The 24,496-nt window shown below is 73.8% G+C and carries 22 protein-coding genes; 2 read left to right on the top strand and 20 right to left on the bottom strand.

Going from position 1 to position 24,496, the window contains the following annotated elements; genetic code table 11:
- From BDZ31_RS26290 to thrS, 18 genes are all read right to left on the bottom strand, one after another.
- The coding region (locus tag BDZ31_RS26290) for a PHP domain-containing protein (protein ID WP_425492753.1) at positions 1–125 on the bottom strand (125 nt) is incomplete at its 3' end.
- A 61-nt stretch (positions 126–186) separates the two neighbouring features.
- Positions 187–1,281, bottom strand: a complete 1,095-nt coding sequence (locus BDZ31_RS24360; protein WP_183346071.1) for an alpha/beta hydrolase fold domain-containing protein — start codon at positions 1,279–1,281, stop codon at positions 187–189.
- A 142-nt stretch (positions 1,282–1,423) separates the two neighbouring features.
- Positions 1,424–4,468 carry a hypothetical protein gene (locus BDZ31_RS24355; RefSeq protein WP_183346069.1) on the bottom strand — a complete coding sequence of 1,015 codons (3,045 nt, stop codon included), beginning with the start codon at positions 4,466–4,468 and terminating at the stop codon, positions 1,424–1,426.
- A 118-nt stretch (positions 4,469–4,586) separates the two neighbouring features.
- Positions 4,587–4,754 carry a hypothetical protein gene (locus BDZ31_RS24350; RefSeq protein WP_183346067.1) on the bottom strand — a complete coding sequence of 56 codons (168 nt, stop codon included), beginning with the start codon at positions 4,752–4,754 and terminating at the stop codon, positions 4,587–4,589.
- A 49-nt stretch (positions 4,755–4,803) separates the two neighbouring features.
- On the bottom strand, positions 4,804–6,093 hold the full coding sequence (locus BDZ31_RS24345; protein ID WP_183346065.1) for an argininosuccinate synthase: 1,290 nt from the start codon (positions 6,091–6,093) through the stop codon (positions 4,804–4,806).
- Positions 6,094–6,256: 163 nt separating this feature from the next.
- Positions 6,257–6,832, bottom strand: coding sequence for a response regulator (locus tag BDZ31_RS24340; RefSeq protein ID WP_183346062.1), 576 nt, complete (start codon positions 6,830–6,832; stop codon positions 6,257–6,259).
- A 101-nt stretch (positions 6,833–6,933) separates the two neighbouring features.
- On the bottom strand, positions 6,934–8,079 hold the full coding sequence (locus BDZ31_RS24335; RefSeq protein ID WP_183346060.1) for an aspartate aminotransferase family protein: 1,146 nt from the start codon (positions 8,077–8,079) through the stop codon (positions 6,934–6,936).
- A gap of 34 nt (positions 8,080–8,113) precedes the next feature.
- The gene (argB, locus tag BDZ31_RS24330) at positions 8,114–8,980 is read right to left on the bottom strand and encodes an acetylglutamate kinase (protein WP_183346058.1); all 867 of its coding nucleotides are present in this window, start codon (positions 8,978–8,980) and stop codon (positions 8,114–8,116) included.
- Positions 8,977–10,215, bottom strand: a complete 1,239-nt coding sequence (argJ, locus tag BDZ31_RS24325; RefSeq protein WP_183346056.1) for a bifunctional glutamate N-acetyltransferase/amino-acid acetyltransferase ArgJ — start codon at positions 10,213–10,215, stop codon at positions 8,977–8,979. The genes argB and argJ overlap by 4 nt, the downstream gene beginning before the upstream one ends.
- Positions 10,212–11,219, bottom strand: a complete 1,008-nt coding sequence (gene argC / locus BDZ31_RS24320) for an N-acetyl-gamma-glutamyl-phosphate reductase (RefSeq protein WP_183346054.1) — start codon at positions 11,217–11,219, stop codon at positions 10,212–10,214. Before argC ends, argJ begins: the two co-directional genes overlap by 4 nt.
- Complete coding sequence (pheT, locus tag BDZ31_RS24315; RefSeq protein WP_183346053.1) at positions 11,212–13,638, bottom strand: phenylalanine--tRNA ligase subunit beta; 2,427 nt, start codon at positions 13,636–13,638, stop codon at positions 11,212–11,214. Before pheT ends, argC begins: the two co-directional genes overlap by 8 nt.
- 15 nt (positions 13,639–13,653) lie before the next feature.
- Complete coding sequence (pheS, locus tag BDZ31_RS24310) at positions 13,654–14,703, bottom strand: phenylalanine--tRNA ligase subunit alpha (protein ID WP_183346052.1); 1,050 nt, start codon at positions 14,701–14,703, stop codon at positions 13,654–13,656.
- On the bottom strand, positions 14,700–15,440 hold the full coding sequence (locus tag BDZ31_RS24305) for a TrmH family RNA methyltransferase (RefSeq protein ID WP_183346051.1): 741 nt from the start codon (positions 15,438–15,440) through the stop codon (positions 14,700–14,702). Before BDZ31_RS24305 ends, pheS begins: the two co-directional genes overlap by 4 nt.
- 107 nt (positions 15,441–15,547) lie before the next feature.
- Positions 15,548–15,913, bottom strand: a complete 366-nt coding sequence (rplT, locus tag BDZ31_RS24300; protein WP_183346050.1) for a 50S ribosomal protein L20 — start codon at positions 15,911–15,913, stop codon at positions 15,548–15,550.
- Positions 15,910–16,110 carry a 50S ribosomal protein L35 gene (gene rpmI, locus BDZ31_RS24295; protein ID WP_183346049.1) on the bottom strand — a complete coding sequence of 67 codons (201 nt, stop codon included), beginning with the start codon at positions 16,108–16,110 and terminating at the stop codon, positions 15,910–15,912. The genes rplT and rpmI overlap by 4 nt, the downstream gene beginning before the upstream one ends.
- Positions 16,111–16,204: 94 nt before the next feature.
- Positions 16,205–17,275 (bottom strand): glycoside hydrolase family 3 N-terminal domain-containing protein, encoded by a 1,071-nt coding sequence (locus BDZ31_RS24290; RefSeq protein ID WP_183346048.1) that lies wholly within the window; start codon positions 17,273–17,275, stop codon positions 16,205–16,207.
- Between the two features lie 49 nt (positions 17,276–17,324).
- Positions 17,325–18,218, bottom strand: a complete 894-nt coding sequence (infC, locus tag BDZ31_RS24285; RefSeq protein WP_183346046.1) for a translation initiation factor IF-3 — start codon at positions 18,216–18,218, stop codon at positions 17,325–17,327.
- 116 nt (positions 18,219–18,334) lie between these two features.
- The gene (thrS, locus tag BDZ31_RS24280; RefSeq protein ID WP_183346045.1) at positions 18,335–20,266 is read right to left on the bottom strand and encodes a threonine--tRNA ligase; all 1,932 of its coding nucleotides are present in this window, start codon (positions 20,264–20,266) and stop codon (positions 18,335–18,337) included.
- Positions 20,267–20,489: 223 nt separating this feature from the next.
- Between thrS and BDZ31_RS24275 the strand changes: the two genes are divergently transcribed.
- Both BDZ31_RS24275 and BDZ31_RS24270 read left to right on the top strand, forming a co-directional pair.
- Entirely contained in the window at positions 20,490–22,748 is a 2,259-nt protein-coding gene (locus tag BDZ31_RS24275; protein WP_183346043.1) for an MMPL family transporter, read from the top strand.
- A 66-nt stretch (positions 22,749–22,814) separates the two neighbouring features.
- Complete coding sequence (locus tag BDZ31_RS24270) at positions 22,815–23,036, top strand: hypothetical protein (protein WP_183346041.1); 222 nt, start codon at positions 22,815–22,817, stop codon at positions 23,034–23,036.
- 61 nt (positions 23,037–23,097) lie between these two features.
- Here BDZ31_RS24270 and BDZ31_RS25690 read toward each other — a convergent pair whose 3' ends face one another.
- Entirely contained in the window at positions 23,098–23,703 is a 606-nt protein-coding gene (locus BDZ31_RS25690) for a collagen-like protein (protein ID WP_221243317.1), read from the bottom strand.
- Between the two features lie 154 nt (positions 23,704–23,857).
- The gene (locus BDZ31_RS24260) at positions 23,858–24,256 is read right to left on the bottom strand and encodes a hypothetical protein (protein WP_183346039.1); all 399 of its coding nucleotides are present in this window, start codon (positions 24,254–24,256) and stop codon (positions 23,858–23,860) included.
- Positions 24,257–24,496: the final 240 nt, after the last annotated feature.

Raw genomic sequence — 24,496 nt, 5'->3', positions numbered from 1 at the left:
AGAGCCGGCTGGTCGAAGGCCGCGGCACGAGCGGCAAGCGCGTCGATCTTGCACGCGCCATCCAGCAGCGAGTACTCGGAATGGACGTGCAGATGGGCGCAGGACTGAGCTGAGGAGGAAGACATCCGGCAACGGAGAATAGGCGGCGCCGCGGACGCCTGACGAGTTCCCCGGCGGGGCGGGCGATCAGGCCGGATCGGTCGCCGCGGGGCCGGTCGCGGCCTCGTGCGCGTCGGCCCCCGACGGCGCCGGCGGGGCGCTCTCGGGCGCCAGCGCCGCGGTCGCGAAGCGGCCGATCGCGCGCAGCGCGACGCGCGCCTCGGGCGTTCCCGCCCACAGCGGCGCGACGTGCGGCTGGCGGTCGAAGACGTGCAGCTCCGCGCGCGTTCCGGCGGCCGCGACGCGGCGCGCGATCCGCACGCCGTCGTCGAGCAGCACCTCGGTCGAGCCGGCCTGCACGAGCGTCGGCGGCAGCGACCGCCACAGCTCGTCCGGCGCCAGCAGCGGCGAGACGCGCCAGTTCGCCGGGTCGACGCCGCCGGCGGCGACGCGGGCGCAGCGGCGCAGCGCGGTCTCGGGGATGAACGGGTCCAGGCCGGCGTTGCGGACGTGCGAGGGCAGGCTCATCGTGAGGTCGGCCCACGGCGACAGCAGCATGAGCGCGGCCGGAACCGGAAGCCGCGCCTCGGCCGCGTGGAGCGCCAGCGCGAGCGCGAGGTTGCCGCCGGCCGAGTCGCCGGCGACGACGATTCGCTCGGGCGCGTGGCCGGCGTCGAGCAGATGGCGGTAGACGGCGAGCGCGTCGTCGACCGGCGCCGGAAGCGTCGCCTCCGGCGGCAGCCGGTAGTCGACCGACAGCGCGGCGAGCCCGGTGACGTGCGAGATCCGCGAGACGAGGTTGCGGTGGGTGCGCGGCGAGCCGAAGACGTAGCCGCCGCCGTGGAGGTAGACGAGCAGCGGCTGCGCGGGAGCGGGGCTCCCGGCCGCGACGACGCCGGCCGGCGTCTGCTCGGTCGCGCGCGGCGCGCGGACCCACTCGCCGGGCACGCCGGCGAGGCGGGTCGGCTCGACGCGCGTGCCGCGCAGGACCGGCACGCGGCCGGTCGGGTCGGTGATCCGCTGCAGCATGCGGATGCCGCGGGGCGTCATCCGCCACCCGCGGGCGACCGGCAGCCAGGTCCGACGCAGCGTCCGCTCCAGCGTGCGCGTCTGCGCGCTGGCCGGGCCGTGCCACAGCTCGATCAGCAGCCTCTGGTCGGCGGGCGCGCTCGCGTCGGTCACCGCTCCACCCTAGCCGCGCCGCGACCGGCGGCGCGGCGCTTGGAGGAGGGGTGCCGGCCCCGCGGCGGGAGCGGCCTGCGACACGGCCGCGCGAAACGACCGACAGGACGCGGGACGGCGCGGAAGAGCGGCGCGGCGCGGCTCAGCTGCGCGCGTGGCGGCGGCTGGCGCGCGTGGCCGGGAATTCGGTCGCGGCGATCCAGCCGCGCACCAGCTCGAGCGCGGCGGGGTCGCCGTCGATCGCAGCGCCCTCGCCGGGCGGCGGGGCGACGCCGGCGAGCAGCGCCAGCAGCGCCCCGCGGGTGCAGCGGAGCGTCACGAGCGGTTCCTCGCCGGGGCGGGTCCGCACGACGCTCGGCGCCGTCCCCTGCTGGATCCGCAGCCAGGCGTCGGCCGGGCCACCGGGAAGCGGCGCGTGGGCGATCGTGAAGCGGTGGCCGAAGGTGTCGGCGGGATCGATCGCGAGCGCAGCGAGCCACAGCGCCAGCGCCGGCTCCAGCGTCGCGCCGCTCGCGGCGAGGTCGCGCAGCGTCAGCGGCTCCTGCACGAGCCGGCGCAGCTCCTTGAGCCTCCGGCGCGAGCCGCGCACGCGCGCCCGGCGCCGCAGGCCGCGGCGACCGAGCAGCAGCCGCGCGAGCCCGGCGTGCGTCGCCGTCACGCGGAAGTCGAGCCGCTCGCCGATGCGCGGGCCGTCGAGCGCGCGGACGCTCGCGCGGCCGTCGCGGACGTCGACGGCGACGGTGCCGCGGTCGGCGATCACGAGGTCGTAGCCGAGGTCGCGCAGCGTGACGAGCCCGTGCGCGGGGAGCATCCCGACGACGATCCTGCCGGCCGTCTCGGGGTCGCTCTGGAGCAGCCGCCGCAGCGCCGCCGGAAGCCACGCCGCCGGCGGCCCGGTCGGATCGGCCCCGACCTGCGGCAGCGCCGCGCGGCCGAGCACGAGCGCCTTCCCCGGAGAGGGACGCGTCGCCTGTCCCGCCGCCTGCGCGTCGCCGTCGCCCCTCGGCGCCGGCTCGGCGACAGCCTCGTCGACCGACGGAGTCGCGCCGGCGTCCTCCGCGCGGACGGCGTCGAGCGGGGTGCCCGGCGAATGTGCGCCGGCCTCGCCCCTCGGCGCCCGGTCGGCGACAGCCTCGCCGACCGACGGAGTCGCGCCGGCGTCGTCCGCGCGGACGACGTCGAGCGGGGCGGCCGCGGAGGTCTCGTCGGGGTCGGACGCGCCGCGGCGCGCGACCTCGGCTCCCTCCGGCGGCGCGGCGGCGCGCAGGCGGGCGCGGGCGGCGTTCAGGCGGTCGGCGTCGAAGCCGGCGAGCGCGGGCTCGCCGGCGTCGTCGGACTCGGGCGCACGGCCCGCCGCGTCGCCGGTCGCAGGCGCCGCGAACGCGCCACCGTGCGCGGGCGTGTCGGGCGTCGCCGTGGGGCCGCGGCCGGGACCGGGCGCCGCGAACGGGCCACCGTGCGCGGGTGTGTCGCGCATCGCCGCAGGGCCGTCGCCGGAATCGGATCTCTCGCTCGCGGCCGCGCCCGAATCTGACGCAGCCGCATCGCTGCCGGCCGCGCCCGCAACTGACGCGGCGGCATCGCTCCCGGCCGCGCCCAGCCCGGACCCCGGCGGTGCGGCGGGCCCGCCGGATGCGGCGTCCGCGGCGCTCGCCTCGCCGCCGCTCAGCGGCCGCGTCGAGGAGCCGCGCTCGGTCAGCATCCGCAGCGCATTGGCGGCCTCCAGCTCGCCCCGCACGCGCCGCAGCGCGCGCTCGATGCGCTGCTCGGCGTCCATCCGCGAGGCGACCGCCCGCTCGAGCTCGGCGATCTGCTCGCGCAGCTCCCGTTCGGTCTCGGCCTGCGCCTCCAGCTTCGCCTGCAGCCGCGTCGAGCGCTCGCGCTCCAGCGCGAGCGCCGTCACCGGCATCGCCCTCGTCGGCGTCGCGGGCGCGAGCACCCTGCCGTCCTCGGCCGACACGCGCAGCGGCTCGATCGCGCGCGCGCCGGTCGGCGTCCGCGCCGCGGTCACGCCCGGCAGCCCGCTGCCGCGCGCGGCCAGCAGCCGCCGCTCGAGCGCGAGCGCGCCGGCCAGCGAATCGGCGCTCGTCTTCCCCTCCGCGGCGAGCGGCCACGGCACGGCATGCCGGACGGCGGGCGCCGGCCGCATCGTCCGCGCCCCTTCCAGCTCGGCCCGCAGCCGCTCGACCCACGCGCCGTGGGCGGCAGGCGGTTCCACAAGCCGCTCCCGCTCCGCCCGCGCCGCCTCGGCATCCACACGCTCCTGCTCGGCGACCCGCTCCCGCTCCGCCCGTGCCGCCTCGACCTCCGCCCGCGCCGCCTCGGCCTCGCCCCGCGCCGCCTCGGCCTCCGCGCGCGCTTCCGCCAGCGCGGCCTGCGCCTGCTCGCGCTCGGCGGTGCGCTCGGCGCGCACGCGCTCCAGCTCGGCTCTCAGCGCAGCCCGCTCGGCGCCGATCTGCTCGACCTCGGCTCGCAGCCGGTCGCGCTCCCGCTGCTCGTGAGCGGCCTGGGCGATCACGGCGTCGGCGCCTTCGCGCGCGGCCTGTGCCTCGGCCTGCAGCTTCTCCAGCTCGGCCTCGACCTGCTCGCGCGCCTCGACCGCACGGCGGCGCTTGTCGCGGGCCGACTGGCGCTTGAGCTCGGCTCTGCGGCGCGCCGACTCGGCCTGCGCGGCGATCTGCTCCGCCTCCGTCAGACGGACCCGCAACGCTCTCAGCTCGCTCTCGCGCTGCGCGGCCAGGGCCTCCGCACGCTCCCCGCGCGCCTCCAGCTCGGACTCGCGCTCGGCGGCCAGCGCCTCAGCGCGCTCGGCCCGCGCCCTCAGCTCCGCCAGCTCCGCCTCATGCCGGCGCACCCGCGCCGCCAGCTCCTCGGCGGTCTCGATCCGCTGCGCCTCCTCGGCGTGGGCGCGCTGCTCGGCCGCTCTCAGCGCCCGCTCGCGCTCGGCGACGAGCCGGCTGAGCCGCTCCGGCTCGCGCCGCGCCTCCTCCAGCTCGGCCTCCAGCCGCGCCCGTTCGCCCGACAGCTCGGCGGCGAGCGCCTGCGCGTCGGCGGCGCGGCGAGCGGCGACCTGCTCGGCCAGCTCGGCCCGCTGCGCGCGGCGCTCGGCGAGCACCACGGGATCGACGACGTTCCGCTCGGCGGGCGAGCGCGACGGATCGTCAGGCGGGAAGGGATCGGGAGACATCGACATCGGCGTGCGGGGAGGGCTCAGGCTACCCCTCGCCACGGACGCCTGCGGCGACGTCGGGGGCGGTGCAGGAACTCCTGCACCGCCCCCTTCGCCGACGTGCGGGAGCGGCCGCTCAGTCGTCGGAGCGGCCGAGGCGCTTCTGCGCGACGACGATCGCGCCCGCGATCGCGGCGGCGGCGATCGCGCCGCCCCCGATCTTCTTCGGCGCCGTCCCGTACCGGCGCCGGAGGTACCACGTCCCGCCCTTCCAGACGATCCAGCCGAGTGCCTTGTAGTACATGGTCGGAGGGCTTACCCGCGGCTCGGTGCCGGCAAGCGCCGCCCGCGCGTCAGGATCTGCGCTGGCGCAGCTGATGGGCCATCCGCGACTGCAGCGACCACAGCTCGATGAAGCCCGGCGAGGCGGTCTGCGAGAAGAGGCCGCCGGACTCGGCGAACGAGGCGAGCGACGCGTCGTAGACGGCGTTGGGCGACTCGCGCGTGACGACCCGCGCCGAGCCCTTGTAGAGCTTGACGCCGACCTTGCCGGTCACGTGCTCGTTGACGGCGTTCTGGTACGCGTCGATGTCGGTGCGCAGCGGCTCCCACCAGAGGCCGGCGTAGACGAGGTAGCCCCACTTCTGGTCGAGGCTCGTCTTGAACTGGTTCTGGTGGATCGTGCCGACGAGGTGCTCCAGCTCCTGGTGGGCCGGCAGGATGATCGCCGCGGCCGGGACCTCGTAGATGTCGCGGACCTTGAGGCCGACGATCCGGTCCTCGATGTGGTCGACGATGCCGACGCCGTGCTTGCAGCCGATCGCGGCGACCTGCTCCAGCAGCTCGACCAGGCCCATCCGCTCGCCGTTGAGGGCGACCGGGATGCCGCGCTCGAACTCGAGCTCGACGATCTCGGCCTCGTCGGGCGCCTCCTCGGGGCGCGTGACGAGCTGGAAGACGTCGTCCTCGGGCGCGTGCGTGAGGTCCTCGATCCAGCGGCCCTCCGACGAGCGGCCCCAGAGGTTGTCGTCGATCGAGTACGGCGTCACCTCGGCGCCGCCCTTGACGAAGATGCCGTTGGCGCGCGCGTAGGCGATCTCCTCCTCGCGGCCCATCTGCCACGAGCGGACCGGCGCGATCACCTTCAGCTCGGGGCCGAGCGTCGCGACCGTCGCCTCGATCCGGACCTGGTCGTTGCCCTTGCCGGTGCAGCCGTGCGCGATCGTGTCGCAGCCGGTTCTGCGCGCGTACTCGACGGCGAGCTTCGCGATCAGCGGGCGGCCGAGCGCGGTGAAGAGCGGGTAGCCGCCGCCGTAGAGGGCGTTGGCCTTGATCGCCGGGGCGATGTAGTCGCGCGCGAACTCCTCGCGCGCGTCGACGACGTGGGTGTCGATCGCGCCGATTCTGAGCGCCTTGTCCTTGATGACGTCGTAGTCCTCGCCAGGCTGGCCGAGGTTGACGGTCAGGCAGACGACCTCGGCTCTGTACTCGTCCTGGATCCACTTGAGCATCACGCTCGTGTCGAGCCCGCCCGAGTAGAGCAGCAGGACCCGTCTGACCTCGGCGGGGTCGGCCTCGTAGCTGGCGGTGCGCGCCGGCGCGGCGGCGATGCGGTGGACTTCGGTCTGGGTGGGCTCGCTCATGGCGGCCGTCACTCTACGCGAAGCAGCATCGCGAGGACCGCTTCGCCGTCGAGGGAGCGGCCGCGAGCGGGAACGCGCCGCCAGGAGGCCCAGCGCCGCGGGAGCGCGCCGTCAGGGGACCCAGCGCCGCGGGGACGCGCCGCCGGCGCGCGGGCCCGCCCGTCTACGCCCTCGACCGCGCCGCGGTCGGCGCCAGGCGCGCCAGCAGCCGCTCGACGCGCCCCTCCAGCTCCTCCTCGCGCACGCCGAGCGTCGCGGCGATGTCGCCGTCGGGGGTGCCGTCGAGCAGCATCGCGACGATCGGCCAGTCGGGCGTCGGGATCTGCGAGCGGGCGTCCTGGAGCCGCTCCGGCGTGATCGGCGCGAGCATGTGCTCGCCTCTGTGGACGCGGCGGATGCCGTCGAACAGCTCCAGCATCGGCGCGGTCTTGTCGAGCATCCCGTCGGCGCCGGCGAGCGTCGCGGCGATCGCCAGCTCGTCGTGGGCGAAGGCCGAGTAGATCAGCACCTTCGCGCGCGGATCGTGGGCCTTGATGCGACGGCAGAGCGCGAGGCTGTTGCCGCCCGGCAGGTGCAGGTCGAGCAGCACGAGGTCCGGGCGCGCGCGCTGCACGAGCCGCCAGCCCTCCTGCTCGTCGGCGGCGGCGCCGACGGGGACGAGGCCCGGCTCGCTCCGCAGCACGGCCACCAGCCCGGCACGAACGGCGGGGTGGTCGTCGACGATCAGGATGCGAATCACGGCTTCACGGCAACCATACCCGTGCCCGGCGCGCGACGACCCGCCGCCCCCGCGCCCGCGTCAGCGCACGAGCGCGGCGCGCCGCCGCTCGGCCGGCCTGCTCAGAGCACCGCGGCGAGGCGCCGGACGGCGTCGTCGATCTCGGCCTCCCCGACGATCAGCGGCGGCAGCAGCCGCAGCTCGGTCGGGCCGGTGGCGTTGACGATCAGCCGCTGCTCGAACAGCAGCCGTCTCGCCACGACGGGCGCGTCGGCGACGTCGAAGCCGACCATCAGCCCGCGGCCGCGCACGTTCGCGAGCCCAAGGTCCTCCAGCGCCGCCCGCAGCCGCTCGCCGAGCTCGCGCACGCGCGCCAGCAGCGCCTGGTCGGAGAGCACGTCGAAGGCGGCGTTGGCGGCCGCGGCGATCAGCGGGCCGCCCGCGAAGGTCGAGCCGTGGTCGCCGGGCGCGAAGACGTCGGCGAGGCGCGGGCCGGTCACCAGCGCGCCGATCGGCAGCCCGCCGCCGAGCCCCTTCGCGGAGGTCAGCGCGTCGGGGACGACCGGCGTCTGCTCGTACGCCCACAGGGTGCCGGTCCGCCCCATCCCCGTCTGGATCTCGTCGAAGACGAGCGCGGCGCCGACGCGATCGCAGGCGGCCCGCGCCGCCAGCAGCAGCTCGTCGGGCAGCGGGTGGACGCCCGACTCGCCCTGGATCGGCTCCAGGATCACCGCCGCCGTGCCCTCGCCGACGGCCGCCTCGAGCGCCGCGACGGTCGGCTCGATCGCGACGAAGCCCGGCACCAGCGGCGCGAACGGCGCCTGCTTGGACTCCTGCGGCGTCGCGCTGAGCGAGCCGTAGGTGCGGCCGTGGAAGCCGCCGTGGACGCTGACGATCTCGCCCCGCGGCTTCGCCTTGCGCGCGAGCTTGAGCGCCGCCTCGTTGGCCTCCGTGCCGGAGTTGACGAACAGCACCTTGCCGCCGAGCGAGCGCTCCGCCAACCGCCGCGCCAGCCCCATCGCCGGCTCGGAGTAGAAGAGGTTGCTCACGTGCGTCAGGCGGCCGACCTGCTCGCGCACGGCGCCGACGACCGCCGGGTGGCAGTGTCCGACGTTGAGGACCGAGATGCCGGCGAGGAAGTCGAGGTACTCGGTCCCCTCGGCGTCCCACAGGCGAGCCCCCTCACCGCGCACGAACTCGACCGGCTGGCGGGCGTAGTTCGGGATCAGGTGGTCGGACTCGATCGCCTGCAGGGCGGTGAGGGACATGGGCTTCCTCGGTCAGTGCGTTCGGGTTACAGGGTCAGGGCGCCGGCTTGACCATCGTGCCGATGCCGGCGTCGGTGAACAGCTCCAGCAGCAGCGAGTGCGGCACGCGGCCGTCGACGATCACGGCCGAGCTGACGCCGCCGTGGATCGCGTCGATGCAGGCCGACAGCTTCGGCCGCATCCCGCCGGCGATCGTCGGCAGCGCGGCCTCGACCTCGTCGGCGGTCACCTCGGTGATGACGCTCTCGGGGTCGGAGGGGTCGCGCAGCCAGCCGCGCACGTCGGTCAGGAACATCACCTTGTAGGCGCCGAGCGCGCGGGCGACGGCGCCGGCGGCCTCGTCGGCGTTGATGTTGTACGAGTTGCCGTCGCGGTCGGCGCCGACGGAGGCGACGACGGGGATGTAGTCCTGCGCGACGTGGGTCAGCACGTCGGTGTCGACCCGCTCGATCTGGCCGACGTAGCCGATGTCCTCGCCGCCGGGAGCGGACTTGCGGGCGGCGCGGAACAGCAGGCCGTCGTCGCCGCAGAGGCCGACCGCCGGCTGGCCGTGGCGATTGATGCGCAGGACGATGTCCTTGTTGACCTTGCCGACGAGCACCATCTTCGCGATCTCGACGGTGTCTCTGTCGGAGACCCGCAGCCCGGCGACGAACTCGACCGGCAGGTCGAGCCGCTCCATGTAGGCGGTGATGTCGGGACCGCCGCCGTGGACGACGATCGGGTTGATGCCGACGTACTTCATCAGCACGACGTCGCGCGCGAACTCCTCGCGCAGCGCCGGGTCGGTCATCGCCGCGCCGCCGTACTTGATGACGACGGTCTTGCCGTGGAACTCGCGGATGTACGGCAGCGCCTCGAGCAGCGTGCCGACGTCGCGGGTGGATGCGGGTGGGGTCATGTCGTGTACTCGGCGTTGATCGTCACGTACTCGTGCGAGAGGTCGGAGAAGAAGACCTCGGTCTCGGCGCCGTCGCCCGGCAGCACGACGACGTACTCGACCTCGTCGCCCTGGACGGCCGCGTCGAGCGCGCGCTGGTCGAAGCGCAGCCCCTCCCCCGCCGACAGCACCTGGACGCCCTCGATCGCGATGTCGAACGGCAGCGGCGCGGCGTCGAGCAGCGCGCCGCCGACCGCCTGCGCGATCCGGCCCCAGTTGGGGTCGCCGCCGTGCAGCGCCGACTTCACCAGCGGCGAGTTGGCGACCGAGCGGGCGACGGCCTCGACCTCGCCCTGGTCGCCGCCGGTGACGACGACGCGGCCGATTCGCTTGGCGCCCTCGCCGTCGGCGGCGATCAGCAGCGCCAGCTGGCGCAGGAGCGCGTCGAGCGCCTCGCCGAGCCGCAGCTCGTCCTCGCTCATCGGCTCGACCTTGACGCCGCTGGCGCCGTTGGCCATCAGCACGACGGTGTCGTTGGTCGACAGCTGCCCGTCGACCGAGATGCGGTCGAAGGAGCGCTTGACGGTGACGCCGAGCAGCAGGTCGGCGGTCTCGCCCTCCAGCTGCGCGTCGGTCTGCACGAAGCAGAGCATCGTCGCGAAGTTCGGCTGGATCATCCCGGCGCCCTTGCACTGGGCGCTGAGGCGGACCTCGCCGGAGGGCAGCCTCACCAGCAGCGAGGCGCGCTTGGCGTGCTTGTCGGTCGTGCGGATCGCGTCGGCGAAGTCGCCGTCGCCGTCGGCGCGCAGCTCGCCGCGCAGCACCTCGACCCCGCCAAGGATCCGGTCGAGCGGCAGCGGCACGCCGATCACGCCGGTCGAGCCGACGGCGACCCGCATCGGGTCGAGCTCGAGCGCGGCGGCGGCGCCGGCCTGCATCGCGACCGCGTCGTCGACGCCCTGCGCGCCCGTCGCGGCGTTGGCGTTGCCGGAGTTGGCGATCACCGCCCGCAGGCCGCCGACCTCGGAGCGGTCGCGGCTGACGATCACCGGAGCGGCGAGCACGCCGGAGCGGGTGAAGCGGGCGGCGCTGACGGTCTCGGGCGCGTCGCTGACGACGATGCCGAGGTCCTTCGCGCCGTCGGCCTTCACGCCGGCGGCGATCCCGGCGGCGCGGAAGCCCCTCGGCAGCCCGCCGGGCAGCTCCTCGACGTGGTCGGGCTTGGGCACCCAGCGGGATCTGAAGAACGACGTCATGCGATGCCCGTCCCCTCGTCGTAGCCGAACATCAGGTTGAGGTTCTGGACGGCCTGCGACGAGGTCCCCTTCCAGAGGTTGTCGATCGCGGCGAAGACGAGCACGCGGCCGGTGCGCGCCTCGACGTGGGTCGCGATCCGCGCGATGTTCGTCTCGCGCACGTCACGCACGCCGGGCGAGGCGCTCGTCAGCTCGACGAACCGCTCGCCCTCGTAGGCGTCGCGGTAGAGGTCGCGGACCTCCTCGTCGCTGACCGCGCGCGTCGGCCGCACGTAGGCGGAGATCAGCTCGCCCTGGTCGAGCGGCAGCAGGTGCGGGATGAAGGTGACGGTCACCTGCGCGCCGAGCGCCGCCAGCTCCTGGTCGATCTCGGGCGCGTGGCGGTGGCCGGCGATCCCGTAGGCGCTGACGTTCTCGTCGACGGAGACGAAGTGGGTCTTCTCGGTCGCCGCGCGGCCGGCGCCCGAGACGCCGGTCTTCGCGTCGATCACGACGTCGCCGACCAGCCCGGCGCGCGCCAGCGGCGCGAGGCCGATCAGTGCCGCGGTCGGGAAGCAGCCGGGATTGGCGACGATCGCCGCCTCCCTGATCCGCTCGCGGTAGCCGAGCTCCGCCAGCCCGTAGACGCCGCCGCCGAACAGCTCCGGCGCGCCGTGCGGGCCGTAGTACTGCTCGTAGGTCGTCAGGTCGGTCAGGCGGAAGTCGGCCGACAGGTCGATCACGCGCACGCCGCGGTCGCGCAGGCCCTTCACGACCGGCGCGGCGGCATGGTGCGGGTAGGCGACGATCGCCGCGTCGGCGTCGCCGTGGCGGTCGAGGTCGAGCTCCTCCATCACGAGCGGGACGCGGTGGCGCGGGTACAGCTCGTCGAGCCGGCGCCCGACGTCCGAGCGGGACGTGATCGCGCTCAGCTCGAAGCGCGGGTGGCGGTGCAGCAGCGCCGCGGCGAGCGCCCCGGCGTAGCCGGAGGCGCCGAAGACCGAGACCTTCGGGCTGTCAGGCACGGAGGCTGCCCCCCAGTCCGGAGAGGGCCTCCTCGATCGCGCCGCGCCGCTGCGCGACCTCCTCGTCGGTCAGCGTCCGCTCGGGCGAGCGGAAGGCCAGCCTCAGCGCCAGCGAGACCTTGCCGTCGCCGACCTGCGCGCCGCGGTAGACGTCGAAGACCTCGACGTCGGCGAGCAGCGGGCCGCCGGCGTCGCGCACGACGCGGACGACCTCGGCCGCCGGGACGGTGTCGTCGAGCACGACGGCGAGGTCCTGGCGCACCTCCGGGAAGCTCGTGTAGTCGGCGTAGACGGCCGGGCCGGGGACGGCGGCGATCACGACGTCGAGGTCGAGCATGAAGAGGGCCGTCCGCTCGAGGTCCCAGTCGGCCGCGACCGACGGGTGCAGCTCGCCGAGCCAGCCGACGACGACCTCGTCGCCGCCGCCCGCGGGCGAGACGAGCACCTGCGCGCTGCGGCCCGGATGCAGGAACGGCTCGGCGCCCGGCTCGACCCGCCACGTCACGCGCAGCGTGTCGAGCAGGTGGGCGAGCACGCCCTTGGCGGCGAAGAAGTCGGCCTGCGGCGGCTGGCTCTCGGTCCACGTCGGCCGCCGCACGGCGCCGGTCAGCAGCGCGCCGAGCATGTGCGGCTCGCGCGGGAGCTCGTCGTCCGAGGGCAGGAAGACGGCGCCCGACTCGAAGATCGCGACGTCGGCGACGCCGTGCGTGACGTTGCGGCGGGCGACGTCGAGCAGGCCGCCGAGCAGCGTCGTGCGCAGCAGCCCGTGCTCGGCCGACATCGGATTGTCGACCGCGATCGCGCCGCGCAGCGGGTCGTTGGCGGGCAGCCGCAGCCTGTCGGCGAGGTCGGGCGCGCTCCAGCTCCAGCCGATCACCTCGTGCAGGCCGGCGCCGGCGAGCGTGTCGGCGGCGGTCCGCCGCAGCAGCTGCGACGGGGTCAGCCGGCCGGCGGCGCCGCGCCGCAGCGGCAGCGTCGCCGGCAGCTTGTCGACGCCGTCGATCCGCGCGACCTCCTCGATCAGGTCGGCCTCGCGCGTGACGTCGTTGCGACGGAAGTGCGGCACGGTCACGTCGAGCCCGTCGGCGGCGTCGGCGACGCCGAAGCCGAGCGCGGTCAGGATCTCCGCGCTGCGCGCGCGGGGGATCTCGGCGCCGAGCAGCGCCGGCACACGCGCGTCGCGCAGCCGGATCGTCTGGTGGGTCGCGTCCCAGCCGGACGGGCCGGCGACGTCGAGCGTCCCCTCGCGCACCGTCGCGCCGCAGAGCTCGACGAGCAGCCGCGTCGCGACCGCCAGCGCCTCGACCGTCTGCTCGGGCGCGAGCCCCTTCTCGAAGCGGCCCGACGCCTCGCTGCGGAGGCCGAGCCGCGTCGAGGTGCGCTGGATGTTGGGGCCGTCCCAGGTCGCCGACTCCAGCAGCACGCGGGTGGTGCCGTCGTGGACCTCCGAGCGGGCGCCGCCCATCACGCCGGCAAGCGAGGTCGGCCCGTCGGCGTCGCAGATCACGACCATGTCGGGGTCGAGCCTGCGCGTCTCGCCGTCGAGCGTCTCCAGCACGTCGCCGTCGCGCCCGTCGCGGACGGTCAGCGCGCCGCCGGCGACGCGGTCGAGGTCGAAGGCGTGCAGCGGCTGGCCGCACAGCAGCATCACGTAGTTGGTGATGTCGACGACGTTGGAGATCGGCCGCTGGCCGGCGGCCATCAGGCGCGCCTTCAGCCACTCGGGCGAGGGCCCGATTCTCACGTCCTCGAAGATGCGGGCGGTGAAGCGCGGGCAGCGGTCGGTCTCGACCGTCACCGAGATCCCGTCCAGCGGGCCGGCGGTGCCCGGGTCCTGCTCCCACGGCGCCGGGCCGAGCGGCGCGCCGGTCGCGGCGTGGACCTCGCGCGCGACGCCGTAGACGCCGAGGCAGTCGGGGCGGTTGGGCGTGATCTCCAGCTCGAGCACGTCGGTCTCGAGCGGCAGGACGTTCGCCAGCGGCGTGCCGGCGATGAGGTCGCCGTCGAGCTCCATGATCCCGCTGTGGTCGACGCCGAGGTCGATCTCCGACTCGCCGAGGATCATGCCGTTGGAGACGACGCCGCGCAGCTTCGCCTTCTTCAGCTTCGTGCCGTCCGGGAGGCGGGCGCCCGGCCGCGCCAGCGCGACGGTGATGCCGGCGCGCGCGTTCGGCGCGCCGCAGACGACCTGCAGCGGCTCGTCCTCGCCGACGTCGAGCTGCGTCACGCGCAGGCGGTCGGCGTCGGGGTGCTGCTCGGCCGCGAGCACCTTCGCGACGACGAAGTTGTCGGGCGACGGCACGCCGTGGTGGGCGATGCGCTCGACCTCGGTGCCGGTCAGCGCCAGCCGCCGCGCCAGCTCAGGGGCGCTCAGGTCGGGATGGCAGTGCTCGTGGAGCCAGGAAAGCGGGACCTTCATGCGGTGTCCTCCCCGTCAGAACTGCCGCAGGAAGCGGAGGTCGTTGTCGTAGAAGAGGCGCAGGTCGGAGACGCCGTGCTTGAGGAAGGCGATCCGCTCCACGCCCATGCCGAATGCGAAGCCCTGGATCTTCTCCGGGTCGTAGCCGTGCTCTCTCACGTGGGAGAAGACGTTCGGGTCGACCATGCCGGCGCCAAGGATCTCGATCCAACCGGTGCCCTTGCACAGCCCGCAGCGCGAGCCGTCGCGCAGGTGGCCGGTCCCGTCGCACTTGAAGCAGGAGACGTCGACCTCGACGCTCGGCTCGGTGAACGGGAAGAAGTGGGGCCGCAGGCGGACCTGGCGCTCGTCGCCGAAGATCGCCTGCGCGAACTGGAGCAGCGTCCCCTTGAGGTCGGCGAGGGTGATGTCCTCGTCGACCGCGAGGCCCTCGATCTGGTGGAACTGGGGCGTGTGCGTCGCGTCGCTGTCGCGGCGGTAGACGCGGCCGGGGACGATCAGGAAGATCGGCGGCGGCTGCTGCTCCATCGCGCGCACCTGCATCGGCGAGGTGTGCGTGCGCAGGACGACGTCGTCGGCGACGTAGAAGGTGTCGCTCTTCAGCCGCGCCGGGTGGGCGGCGTCGTGGTTGAGCGCGTCGAAGTTGTAGTAGACCCGCTCGACCTCGGGGCCTTCGGCGACGGTGAAGCCCATCCCGACGAAGACGTCCTCGATCTCGCGGCGCGTCTGCGTCAGCAGATGCAGCCCGCCGGCCGGCGGCAGCGGCGCGCCGGGCAGCGTCACGTCGACGCGGTCGGCGACCAGCTGCGCGTCGAGCTCGGCGGCGGCCAGCTCGGCGTTGCGGGCGTCGATCAGCGCCTCCAGCGCCTTGCGCGCCTCGTTGGCCGCGCGCCCGACGGGACCGCGCTGCTCAGGCGGAAGCTGCGCGACGCCGCGCAGCAGGTTCGGCAGCTCGGCTCTGCGGCCGAGCCATCTGACGCGCGCCTGCTCCAGCGCGTCCGTCGTGTCGGCGGCGGCGACGTCGGCCTCCCCCGCGCTCTTCAGCTCCTCGATGCGCTCGATCATGCGGCGTCAATCCTATGGTCAGTGGCGATCTCGCCGCGCGTCGCCTCGTACAGCGCCACGGTCGCGGCCATTGCGGCGTTGAGCGACTCGGACAGGATCGGGATCCGCACCGTCCGGTCGCAGCGGGCGAGCAGCTCCGGCGGCAGCCCTGCCCGCTCGGCGCCGACGAGCAACGTCGCCGCGTCGGGCAGCGGCCCCTGCAGCTCGCCGGCGGTCCCGTGCGCGTCGAGCGCGACGGTCCTCCCCGGCAGGGCCGCCGGGTCGCCGTCGGGCACCCGCGCGAGCGGGACCTGGAAGACGGCGCCCATGCTCGCCCGCACCGCCTTGGGCCCGTACGGGTCGGCGCAGCCGGGGCCGAGCGCGACCGACGCGGCGCCGAAGGCGCGCGCCGAGCGCAGCACGGTGCCGACGTTGCCGGGGTCGGCGATCCCGTGCAGGTAGACGCACAGCGGCCCGAGCGGCGCCTCCGCCCAGCGCTGCTCGTAGATCGCGAGCGTCCGCGTGCCCGAGCCGAGCTGCGAGACGTGGGCGAGCACGTCGGCCTCGACCTCGGTGCCGCGCAGGCCGCTGCCGGCGACGGCGAACCGCTCGACGGCCCGCCAGCCGGCGGCGTCGGCGGCGGCGAGCAGGTCCTCGCCCTCGGCGACGAAGCGGCGCGTCTCGTCGCGGCCGCGCTTGCGCGCGAGCCGGCGCAGCTCCTTCAGGCGCTCGTTGTGGGGCGAGGAGATCGGTGGCATCGGGTCGGTGGTCGCTGGGTCGGGTCTGGTCGGGTCGTTAAACGAGAAAGGGCGCCGTCCTGGAAGGAGTCGGCGCCCGTTCGGGTGATGCTGGCGGTGCTCTGTGCTCAGGCAGCGGCCGCCAACGCCTCACGGGCCTTGTCGGCAAAACGTCGGAACGCCTCGGCGTCGCGCACGGCGATGTCCGCGAGGATCTTGCGGTCGACCTCGACGCCGGCCAGCGCGAGGCCGTGCATGAACTGCGAGTACGAGAGGTCGTTCATGCGCGCGGCCGCGTTGATGCGCGTGATCCACAGGCGGCGGAAGTCGCGCTTGCGGTTGCGGCGATCGCGGTAGCGGTACTGGTCAGCCTTGAGGAGGGCTTCCTTCGCGCGCTTGTAGTTCGAGTTGGCCTCACCGCGGAAGCCTCTCGTCATCTCCAGGACTTCACGGCGCTTCTTGCGCGCGTGAACGGAGCGCTTGACGCGGGTCACTTGCCCACCCCGAGCAGCTTCTTGACGCGCGGAGCGTCGTGGTCCGACAGGATCGCCGGGTTGCCGAGGCGGCGCTTACGCTTCGGCGACTTCTTCTCCAGGATGTGGCTGGAGAAGGCGTGACGACCACGGACCTTGCCCTTGGCGGTCACCTTGAAGCGCTTCTTGGCGCCGGAATGAGTCTTCATCTTGGGCATTGGGACGGAGAAGTAAAGCAGAGTCGGCGAGGTCCTGCGTGCACGCGACCGTGCAGGAGGAGGCGCCCGCGCGTGCGCGCGCCGCGAAGGGACGCTAGCGCAGCCGTCTCGCGAGCGCGAGCACGCGATCGGCGCCCGCGTCGACGGTCGCGCGCGGCAGCGAGCCCGCCCGCACGGCCTTCACGAGCGCGGCGGCGCCGCGTCGAGCGGCCGCGTCGGTCTGGCAGAACAGCAGCAGGTCGTTGCCGGCGCGCACGGCGGCGAGCGCCTTGCGCTCGGGCGACAGGTGGTCGACCGCCGGCACCTCCAGGTCGTCGGTCACGATCACCCCTCTGAAGCCGATCTCGCGCCGCAGCTCGCCGGTCGTGACGCGGCGCGAGAACATCGCCGGGCGGTCGTCGAGCGCCGGGTAGATGCCGGTCGAGACCATCACCAGCGGAACGCCCCGCCGCGCGGCGTCGCGGAACGGCGCCTCGTCGGTCCGGCGCAGCGTCTCGAGCGGCACGTCTATCCGGTTGAGCCGCTCGTCCTCGTTGGCCGGACCGCGGCCGAGGCCGGGGAAGTGCTTGGCGGTCGCCAGCACGCCGCCGGCTCTCAGGCCGTCGGCGAAGGCGCCGCCGAGCCGCGAGACGGAGGCAGCCGTCGCGCCGTAGGTGCGCCGCAGCTCGCGGACGCTGGAGCCGGCGAAGCCGATGTCGAGCACCGGCGCGAGGTTGACGTTGACGCCGACGCCGCGGAGATTGTTCGCCGTCGCGACGCCGGTGCGGCGGGCGAAGGCGGCGCTCCCGCGCTCGCCGACCTCGACCGGCGACACGTTCGGCGCGCCCGGCAGGCGCTTCACGAGCCCGCCCTCCTGGTCGATCATGATCAGCAGCGGCGTGCTCCGCAGCGGGCGCGGGGCGCGTCTGCGCTCGGCCTGGAGGCGGGCGGTCAGCCGCTGCAGCTGCGCGCGCGAGGAGAAGTTGCGCGAGAAGAGGATCACGCCGCCGAGCTCACCGCGGCGGATGCGCTGCGCGAGCGCGCCGGGGACGGTCGTCCCCGGGAGCGAGCCGACGATCCGCTGGCCGACCGCCTGCTCGACGGCCAGGCCCGCCGCGGGACCGGCGGCCTGCCCGCCGGTCGCTGCGACGGCTGCGGTGAGGACGGCGGCAAACGAAGCGAGCATCGGTCGGATCGGCGGCGGTCGCCGGGGCGTCCCCGGCGACCGGCTGCCGTCAGCTTCTGGCGGTTGCGGCCGCTCTTCTCGGAGCGGCTCTTCTCGCCGCTCTCGCGGCGGCTCTTCTCGGAGCGGCTCTGGCGGCCGCTCTTCTCGGCGCGGGCTCCGCGGCCGGCGCGGCGTCGGCCGCAGGGGCGGAGTCGCCCGCAGGGGCGGAGTCGCCCGCCGGGGCGGCGTCGCCTCTCGCGGCCTGCTCGGCCGGAGCGTCCTCGACCTCCGCGGCCTTGGCGGGCTTCGCGGCGGCCTGGTCCGTCGTGCCGTTGGAGGCGGCGGCGTCCTTCTTGCCGCCCTTCTCGGCCTTGTCGGACTTCTCGGGCTTCTTCGCGTCCGAGGTCTCCGCGAGCACGGCCTTCGACGGGCCGAGCATCATCGTCATGTTGCGGCCGTCCTGGATCGGACGCTGCTCGACGACGGCCAGATCGGCCAGCTCCTCCGCGAGTCTCTCGAGCAGGGCCTGACCACGCTCCGGGTGGGTCACCTCGCGCCCGCGGAACATGATCGTGATCTTGACCTTGTCCTTGTGCTTGAGGAAGCGGGTGACGTGACCCTTCTTCGTGTCGTAGTCGTTCTGCGCGATCTTCGGGCGGAACTTGATCTCGCGGATCGTGATCTGCTGCTGGTGCTTGCGCGCCGCCTTCTGCTTCTGCGCCTGCTCGTATCTGTACTTCGAGTAGTCGAGCACGCGGCAGACGGGCGGGCGCGCGTCCGCGGCGACCTCGACCAGGTCGAGGTCGCGTTCCTGGGCGTAACGGAGCGCGTCGGGCGTCTTGAGGATGCCGATCTGCTGGCCGTCTTCGCCGATCAGGCGCACCTCTGGAACGCGAATGCGCTCGTTGATGCGCGTGTTGTCCCGCTCAGGCGGGCGCCGGTCGAACCGTCGAGGGACCGGCATTACGAGGCGTCGTTCTGTCGCGTCAAGAGTTGCGCGACGTGTTGGTCATGAGCATCAAGGGGCCGCAGTATAGCGGCGTCCACGACGCGGGTTGAAGGTTTTCTGGCAACCATGCGCTACGCGGACCGCTCCCGCGTCTCCCGCACGACCCGCGCGACGAAATCGGCGAGCGCGACGCTGCCCTCGTCGCCCTCCCTGTGGCGGCGCACCGCGACCTGGCCGGCCTCCTGCTCTCTGTCGCCGAGCACCAGCATGTACGGGATCTTCTGCAGCTCCGCGTCGCGGATCTTGCGGCCGACCGACTCGGTCCGCTCGTCGAGCTCGACGCGGACCCGCGCGGCGCGCAGCTGGGCGACGACCTCGCTCGCGTAGTCGGCGTGCCGGTCGGCGATCGGCAGCACCGCCACCTGGACCGGCGCCAGCCAGACCGGGAACTCGCCGGCGTAGTGCTCGATCAGCATGCCGATGAAGCGCTCGTAGGAGCCCATCGCGGCGCGGTGGATCATCACCGGCGTGTGCTCTCTGTCGTCGGCGCCGACGTAGGTCAGCCCGAAGCGGGCCGGCATCGAGTAGTCGAGCTGGACGGTGCCGAGCTGCCACGAGCGGCCGAGCGAGTCGGTCACGTGGAAGTCGATCTTCGGCCCGTAGAAGGCGCCGTCGCCCTCGTTGACGCGGTAGTCGAGGCCCTGGTGTCTGAGCGCCTCGATCAGCTTGCCCTCGGCGCGGTCCCACATCTCGTCGCTGCCGATGCGGTTCTCGGGACGGGTCGACAGCTCGATGTCGATGTCGAACTCGAAGCGGCCGAGCGTCTCGAAGATCAGGTCGAGGCAGCCGATCACCTCGTCCTGGACCTGCTCCTCGGTGCAGAAGATGTGGGCGTCGTCCTGCGCGAAGTGGCGCACGCGCAGCAGGCCGTGGAGCGTGCCGGACGGTTCGTAGCGGTGGAGCAGCCCCGGCTCGGAGTAGCGGATCGGCAGCTCTCTGTAGGAGTGGCGCTGCATCCCGAACAGCTGGCAGTGGCCGGGGCAGTTCATCGGCTTGACGGCCATGTCGCGCTCCTCGGCGGCCGTCAGGAACATGTTCTCCTTGTACTTGCCCCAGTGGCCGGAGGTCTTCCACAGCTCCGAGTCGTAGATCTGCGGCGTCTTGACCTCGTCGTAGCCGCGCGGCTCGTTCATCTCGCGCGTGAAGGCGACCAGCGAGTTCCACAGCTTCGCGCCGCGCGGGAGCCAGAAGGCCGAGCCGGGCGACACGGCCGAGAACTGGAACAGCTTCAGCTCTCTGCCGAGCTTGCGGTGGTCGCGCGCCTTCGCCTCCTCCAGCCGCTCCAGGTGGGCGGCGAGGTCGTCCTTGGAGAAGAACGCCGTCCCGTAGATGCGGGTCAGCATCGTCCGTCTCGCGTCGCCGCGCCAGTAGGCGCCCGCGACCGACTGCAGCTTGAAGGCCTTGATCCGCTTGGTGCCCGGGCCGTGCGGCCCGCGGCAGAGGTCGGTGAAGGGGCCGTTGGTGTAGAGCGAGACGGTCTCGACCGGATCGTCGGCCGACGCGTTTCTGACGAGGTCCTCGATCAGCTCGACCTTGTACGGCTGGTCGTCGCGCACGAACCGCTCGAGCGCCTCGCCGACCGCGACGTCCTCGCGGGCGAACCGCTCGTCGGCCTTGATGTGCTCGCGCATCTTCTGCTCGATGCGCTCGAAGTCGGCGTCGGAGACGGTGACGCCGTCTGGGAACTCGAAGTCGTAGTAGAAGCCGTCCTGGATCGGCGGGCCGATCGAGATCTTGACCCCCGGGTAGAGCTCCATCACGGCGGCGGCGAGCACGTGCGCCGCGTCGTGGCGCAGCAGGTCGAGCGCGTCGTCGCTGGAGGGCGTGACGATCTCCAGCCTCGCGCCGTCGTGGAGCGGCGCCGTGAGGTCGCGCAGCTGGCCGTCGACCTTGACCGCGAGCGCGGCGCGCGCGAGGCCGGCGCCGATCGCGGCGGCGGCGTCGGCGCCGGTGGCGCCGTCTTCGAGTTGGAGCTCGGTTCCGTCTGGCAGGAGGGCCTTCATCGGTCCGCCATGGTACGCGAAGCGGGCACGCCGCCGCCGCCGAACCGGAGCCCGCTTCGCCGCCCCCGGCCGGGAGGCCCGCCCCCGCCGCCGGGGGCTGCCCCCACCCCCGCTCGGGGCCTGACCTCACCGGCGCTCGCGGGACCCCCTCATGGGCGCGGGCGAGCCGCGTTGGGACGCTGCTGATCGCACAGGAGTCATGGGACGCAAGGGGTTGCGAGCAATGCAGAGAGAGAACTTCGCGGCGCGCGCCGGACGGTGGAGCGCCAAGCACCGCAAGAAAGCCGTCTTCGGCTGGATCGCCTTCGTGATCGTCGCCTTCCTCGCCGGCAGCATGGCCGGCACGCAGGGTCCGAGCGACCGCGACGGCGGCATAGGCGAGTCCGGCCGCGCCGAGCGGATCTTCTACGACGCCTTCCCGCAGCGCTCGGGCGAGACCGTGCTCGTGCAGTCGCCACGGCTGACGGCGAGAGATCCCGCCTTCCGCAGCGGGATCGAGGAGGTCGTCAGACGGATGGAGCGGCTGCCGGAGGTCGCGAACGTCAGATCTCCGCTGACGCCCGAGAACGCCGGGCAGATCGCGCCCGGCGGCCACGCGGCGATCGTCCAGATCGAGATGAGACGCAGCGAGGAGGAGGCCGAGGAGGACGTGCCGGCGCTGCTCGCGGCGACCAGAGCGGCGCAGGCCGCCCATCCCGACCTGCGGATCGAGCAGTTCGGCGACGCGAGCGCCGGCAAGGCGCTCGGCAAGATGTTCGCCGACGACTTCAAGAAGGCCGAGCTGCTGTCGATCCCGGTCACGCTGCTGATCCTCGTGATCGCCTTCGGCGCCCTCGTCGCGGCCGGGATCCCGCTGCTGCTCGCGCTCTCCAGCGTGATGGCGACGCTCGGACTGGTCGCGATCGCCTCCCACGCGATCCCGGTCGACGACGCCGTCGCCTCGGTCGTGCTGCTGATCGGCCTCGCCGTCGGCGTCGACTACTCGCTCTTCTACCTGCGCCGCGAGCGCGAGGAGCGGGCCGCCGGCCGCAGCGAGCGCGCCGCGCTCGAGGCCGCCGCGGCGACCTCCGGCCGCGCCGTGCTGATCTCCGGCCTGACGGTGATGATCGCGATGGCCGGGATGTTCATCACCGGCGAGGACACCTTCATCGGGATCGGGATGGGCGCGATGATGGTCGTCGGCGTCTCGCTGGTCGCGTCGCTGACGGTCCTCCCCGCCCTGCTGTCGAAGTTCGGCGACAAGGTAGACCGCGGCCGCATCCCGTTCCTGATGCGCAAGCGCGACGTGACGAAGGCGCCGCGCGTCTGGTCGGCGGTGATCGACGCCGTGCTGAAGCGGCCGCTGATCTCGGTGCTGCTCGCCGGCGGGCTGCTGCTCGCGCTCTGCCTCCCGGTGCTCGGGATGAAGACCGCGGAGCCGGGGATCGAGACGCTGCCGCGCTCGCTGCCGGTGATGCAGACCTACGACCGCATCCAGGCCGCCTTCCCCGGCCAGCAGATCGAGGCGCAGCTGGCGATCGCCGGGGCCGGCTCGCTGGAGAACGAGCAGGCGAGAGCGGCGATCGCGAGATTCCGCAGAGCGGCGCTGGCCAGCGGCGTGATCCACGAGCCGATCTCGGTCGAGCTGTCGAGCGACGGGACGGTGGCGCGGATCGGCCTGCCGATCGACGGCGACGGCTCCGACGACGCCTCCCACAGATCGCTCGACGTGCTGCGCGGCGAGCTCGCTCCCGCGCTGCGGGCGAGCCTGCCCAAGGGCGCCGACACGCCGGTGACGGGCACGACCGCCGGCACGCAGGACTTCAACGATCTGATGAGCGCGAAGATCGGCTGGGTGTTCGCGTTCGTGCTGTCGCTCGCCTTCCTGCTGCTGCTCGTGACCTTCCGCTCGGTCGTGATCGCGGCGAAGGCGATCGCGCTGAACCTGCTCTCGGTCGGGGCGTCGTACGGCCTGCTGGTGCTGGTCTTCCAGCACACGTGGGCGGAGGGGCTGCTCGACTTCGACTCGACCGGCGCGATCACCTCATGGCTGCCGCTGTTCCTGTTCGTCGTCCTGTTCGGGCTGTCGATGGACTACCACGTCTTCATCCTCAGCCGGGTGCGCGAGGCGTACGACCGCGGGATGAGCACCGAGCGGGCGGTCGCGCACGGGATCAAGTCGACGGCGTCGACCGTCACCAGCGCGGCGTTCATCATGGTCGCGGTCTTCGCGATCTTCGCGACGCTCTCGGCGATCGAGTTCAAGCAGCTCGGCGTCGGCCTGGCGGCGGCGATCTTCATCGACGCGACGATCGTCCGCGCGGTGCTGCTGCCCGCGACGATGAAGCTGCTCGACGAGTGGAACTGGTACCTGCCGCGCTGGCTCGACTGGCTGCCGCATGTCACGCACGAGCCGTCGGTCGAGGCTGTCGGCGCGGACGCGGGCGCCGCGGGCGATCCGGCCGCCGCGCGCGACGGCGAGCGCGAGCTGGCGGAGGTCTGAGCCGACCCCGGCCGCGCGCCCGCCTTCGTGCGGGCGCGCGGTCGTCATGCGGCACAATGGCGGACGATGGCGCGCGACCCGTTCGGAAACGAGCTGCCCAAGCCGCCGCCGGCGCCGGGCGTCCGGCTGCTCCGGCGCATCGGCATCGCCGAGATCGCGCTCGGCCTGATCCTGCTGATCGCCGGCTTCGCGATCGGCGAGCCGGTCGTCGCCCTGATCGGCGGCGTGATCGTCGCCTCCTCGGGCACGCTGTTCGTCTTCGCGCACTCGCTGAACCGGCGGACCTGAACGCGAAGCGGCCGCCGCTGGAGCGCGGCGGCCGCTGGCGCTGCGGGGACGGTGGGGTGCGTCAGGAGGCGACGTGGACGCAGATCGCCTGCCCCTGGATTCTCCGGTCGGCGCCGCTGTTGTTGGTGACGCGGATGAACCAGGAGTTCGCCTCGGCGTTCGAGACCCCGCTGCGGTTGAGCGTCAGGTTGGTCGAGCTGCCGGCGTCGTAGCCGCCGCCGAGGACCCGCTTGCCGACGGGGCATCTGATCGTCTGCTGAGCCGAGACGCCGTTGGCGATCGTGATCTCGGGGCCGGTGACCAGCTCGTACCCGGAGATGCCGACCGGGCCCTGCGGACCGGCGATGCCCTGCGGCCCCTTCTCCCCCTGCTGGCCCTTCTCGCCCTGTGGCCCCTGCGCCCCGGGCGCGCCCTGCGGACCGGCAGGCAGCTGGCCGGCCTTGAAGTCCTTCGCGAGCAGCGACCCGTCCTTGATCTTGCCGGAGCCGATCGCGTTCGCCTTCACCTTCTGCGCCGAGACGGCGCCGTTCTTCAGCTGCGCGGTGCCGACGCTGGCCTTCGGCAGGTTGATCGCCGCGTAGCTGGTTCCGCCGAGCGCGACGAACAGCGCGATCAGACCGACGACGAGACCGGCCGAGGGGCGACGAGAAGCGATGGACTTGAACATGACGTCCTCCTGAGGGGAGTGCGCGGTGACCGCCTTGGTCTCCGCTGGTGATCGTCATGTTCTTCGAGCCGCGGCGGCGCTTCTGCGCAGCTCGTGACGCTCGCTGTGTCGTGTTCGCGACAGTTCGGGCCCAAGGGCGCGCCTGTCGGCGCGCTCAGACGCGCCGATGCGTCGATGTCGTCGGGGAGCGGCGCGCGTCGCGGACGTCGTCCTCGTCGCGGACGGTTCGGCCGTCGCCGCGTTCGCCGACCGGCGGCGCGCCGTCGCCGCTGCCGTGCCGCAGCTCGTCGTCGGCCATCCCCTCCTCGTGCAGCTGCGCCTGCGCCTCGTGGACCTCGGCCTCGGCACGCTCCCGCCGCGCCTGCCGCTCGGCCATCTCGGCCCGCGCGGCACGCCGCTCGGCCTCGCTGCGGTGCGCGTCGGCGGCCTCGTGGCGACGCGCCTCCAGCTGCCGTCGGGCCCGCTGCGCGCGCATCCGCGGCAGCGCGATCAGCAGCAGCGCCAGCACGATGACGACGACGGCGACGATCGCGATGATCGCTCCGGTGCTCATCTGACTCCTCCTTGTCCGGTCGCTCGGTCGCCCGCCAGCTACCCGGGTGCCCGCTTCCCACGCCGAAACCGTCGGGAGCGCGCCAGGGCGAGCGAGCCGCGGCCGCGTCGCCGACGCCGCCTCAGAACGACGAAAGCCCCGCACTTGAGGCTGTCGCGCAAAGTGCGCGGCGGCCTCGGGCGGGGCTTTCTATTTGTGAGGTTCTCGTGGTCGGCGGCGGGGCCAGCGGGCCAGGACAAG

It is taken from the genome of Conexibacter arvalis (genome assembly GCF_014199525.1).
GTDB classification, from domain to species: Bacteria; Actinomycetota; Thermoleophilia; order Solirubrobacterales; family Solirubrobacteraceae; genus Conexibacter; species Conexibacter arvalis.
Note: the sequence above shows the minus strand (reverse complement) of the source record. Positions and strands in the feature narration are given on the sequence as shown.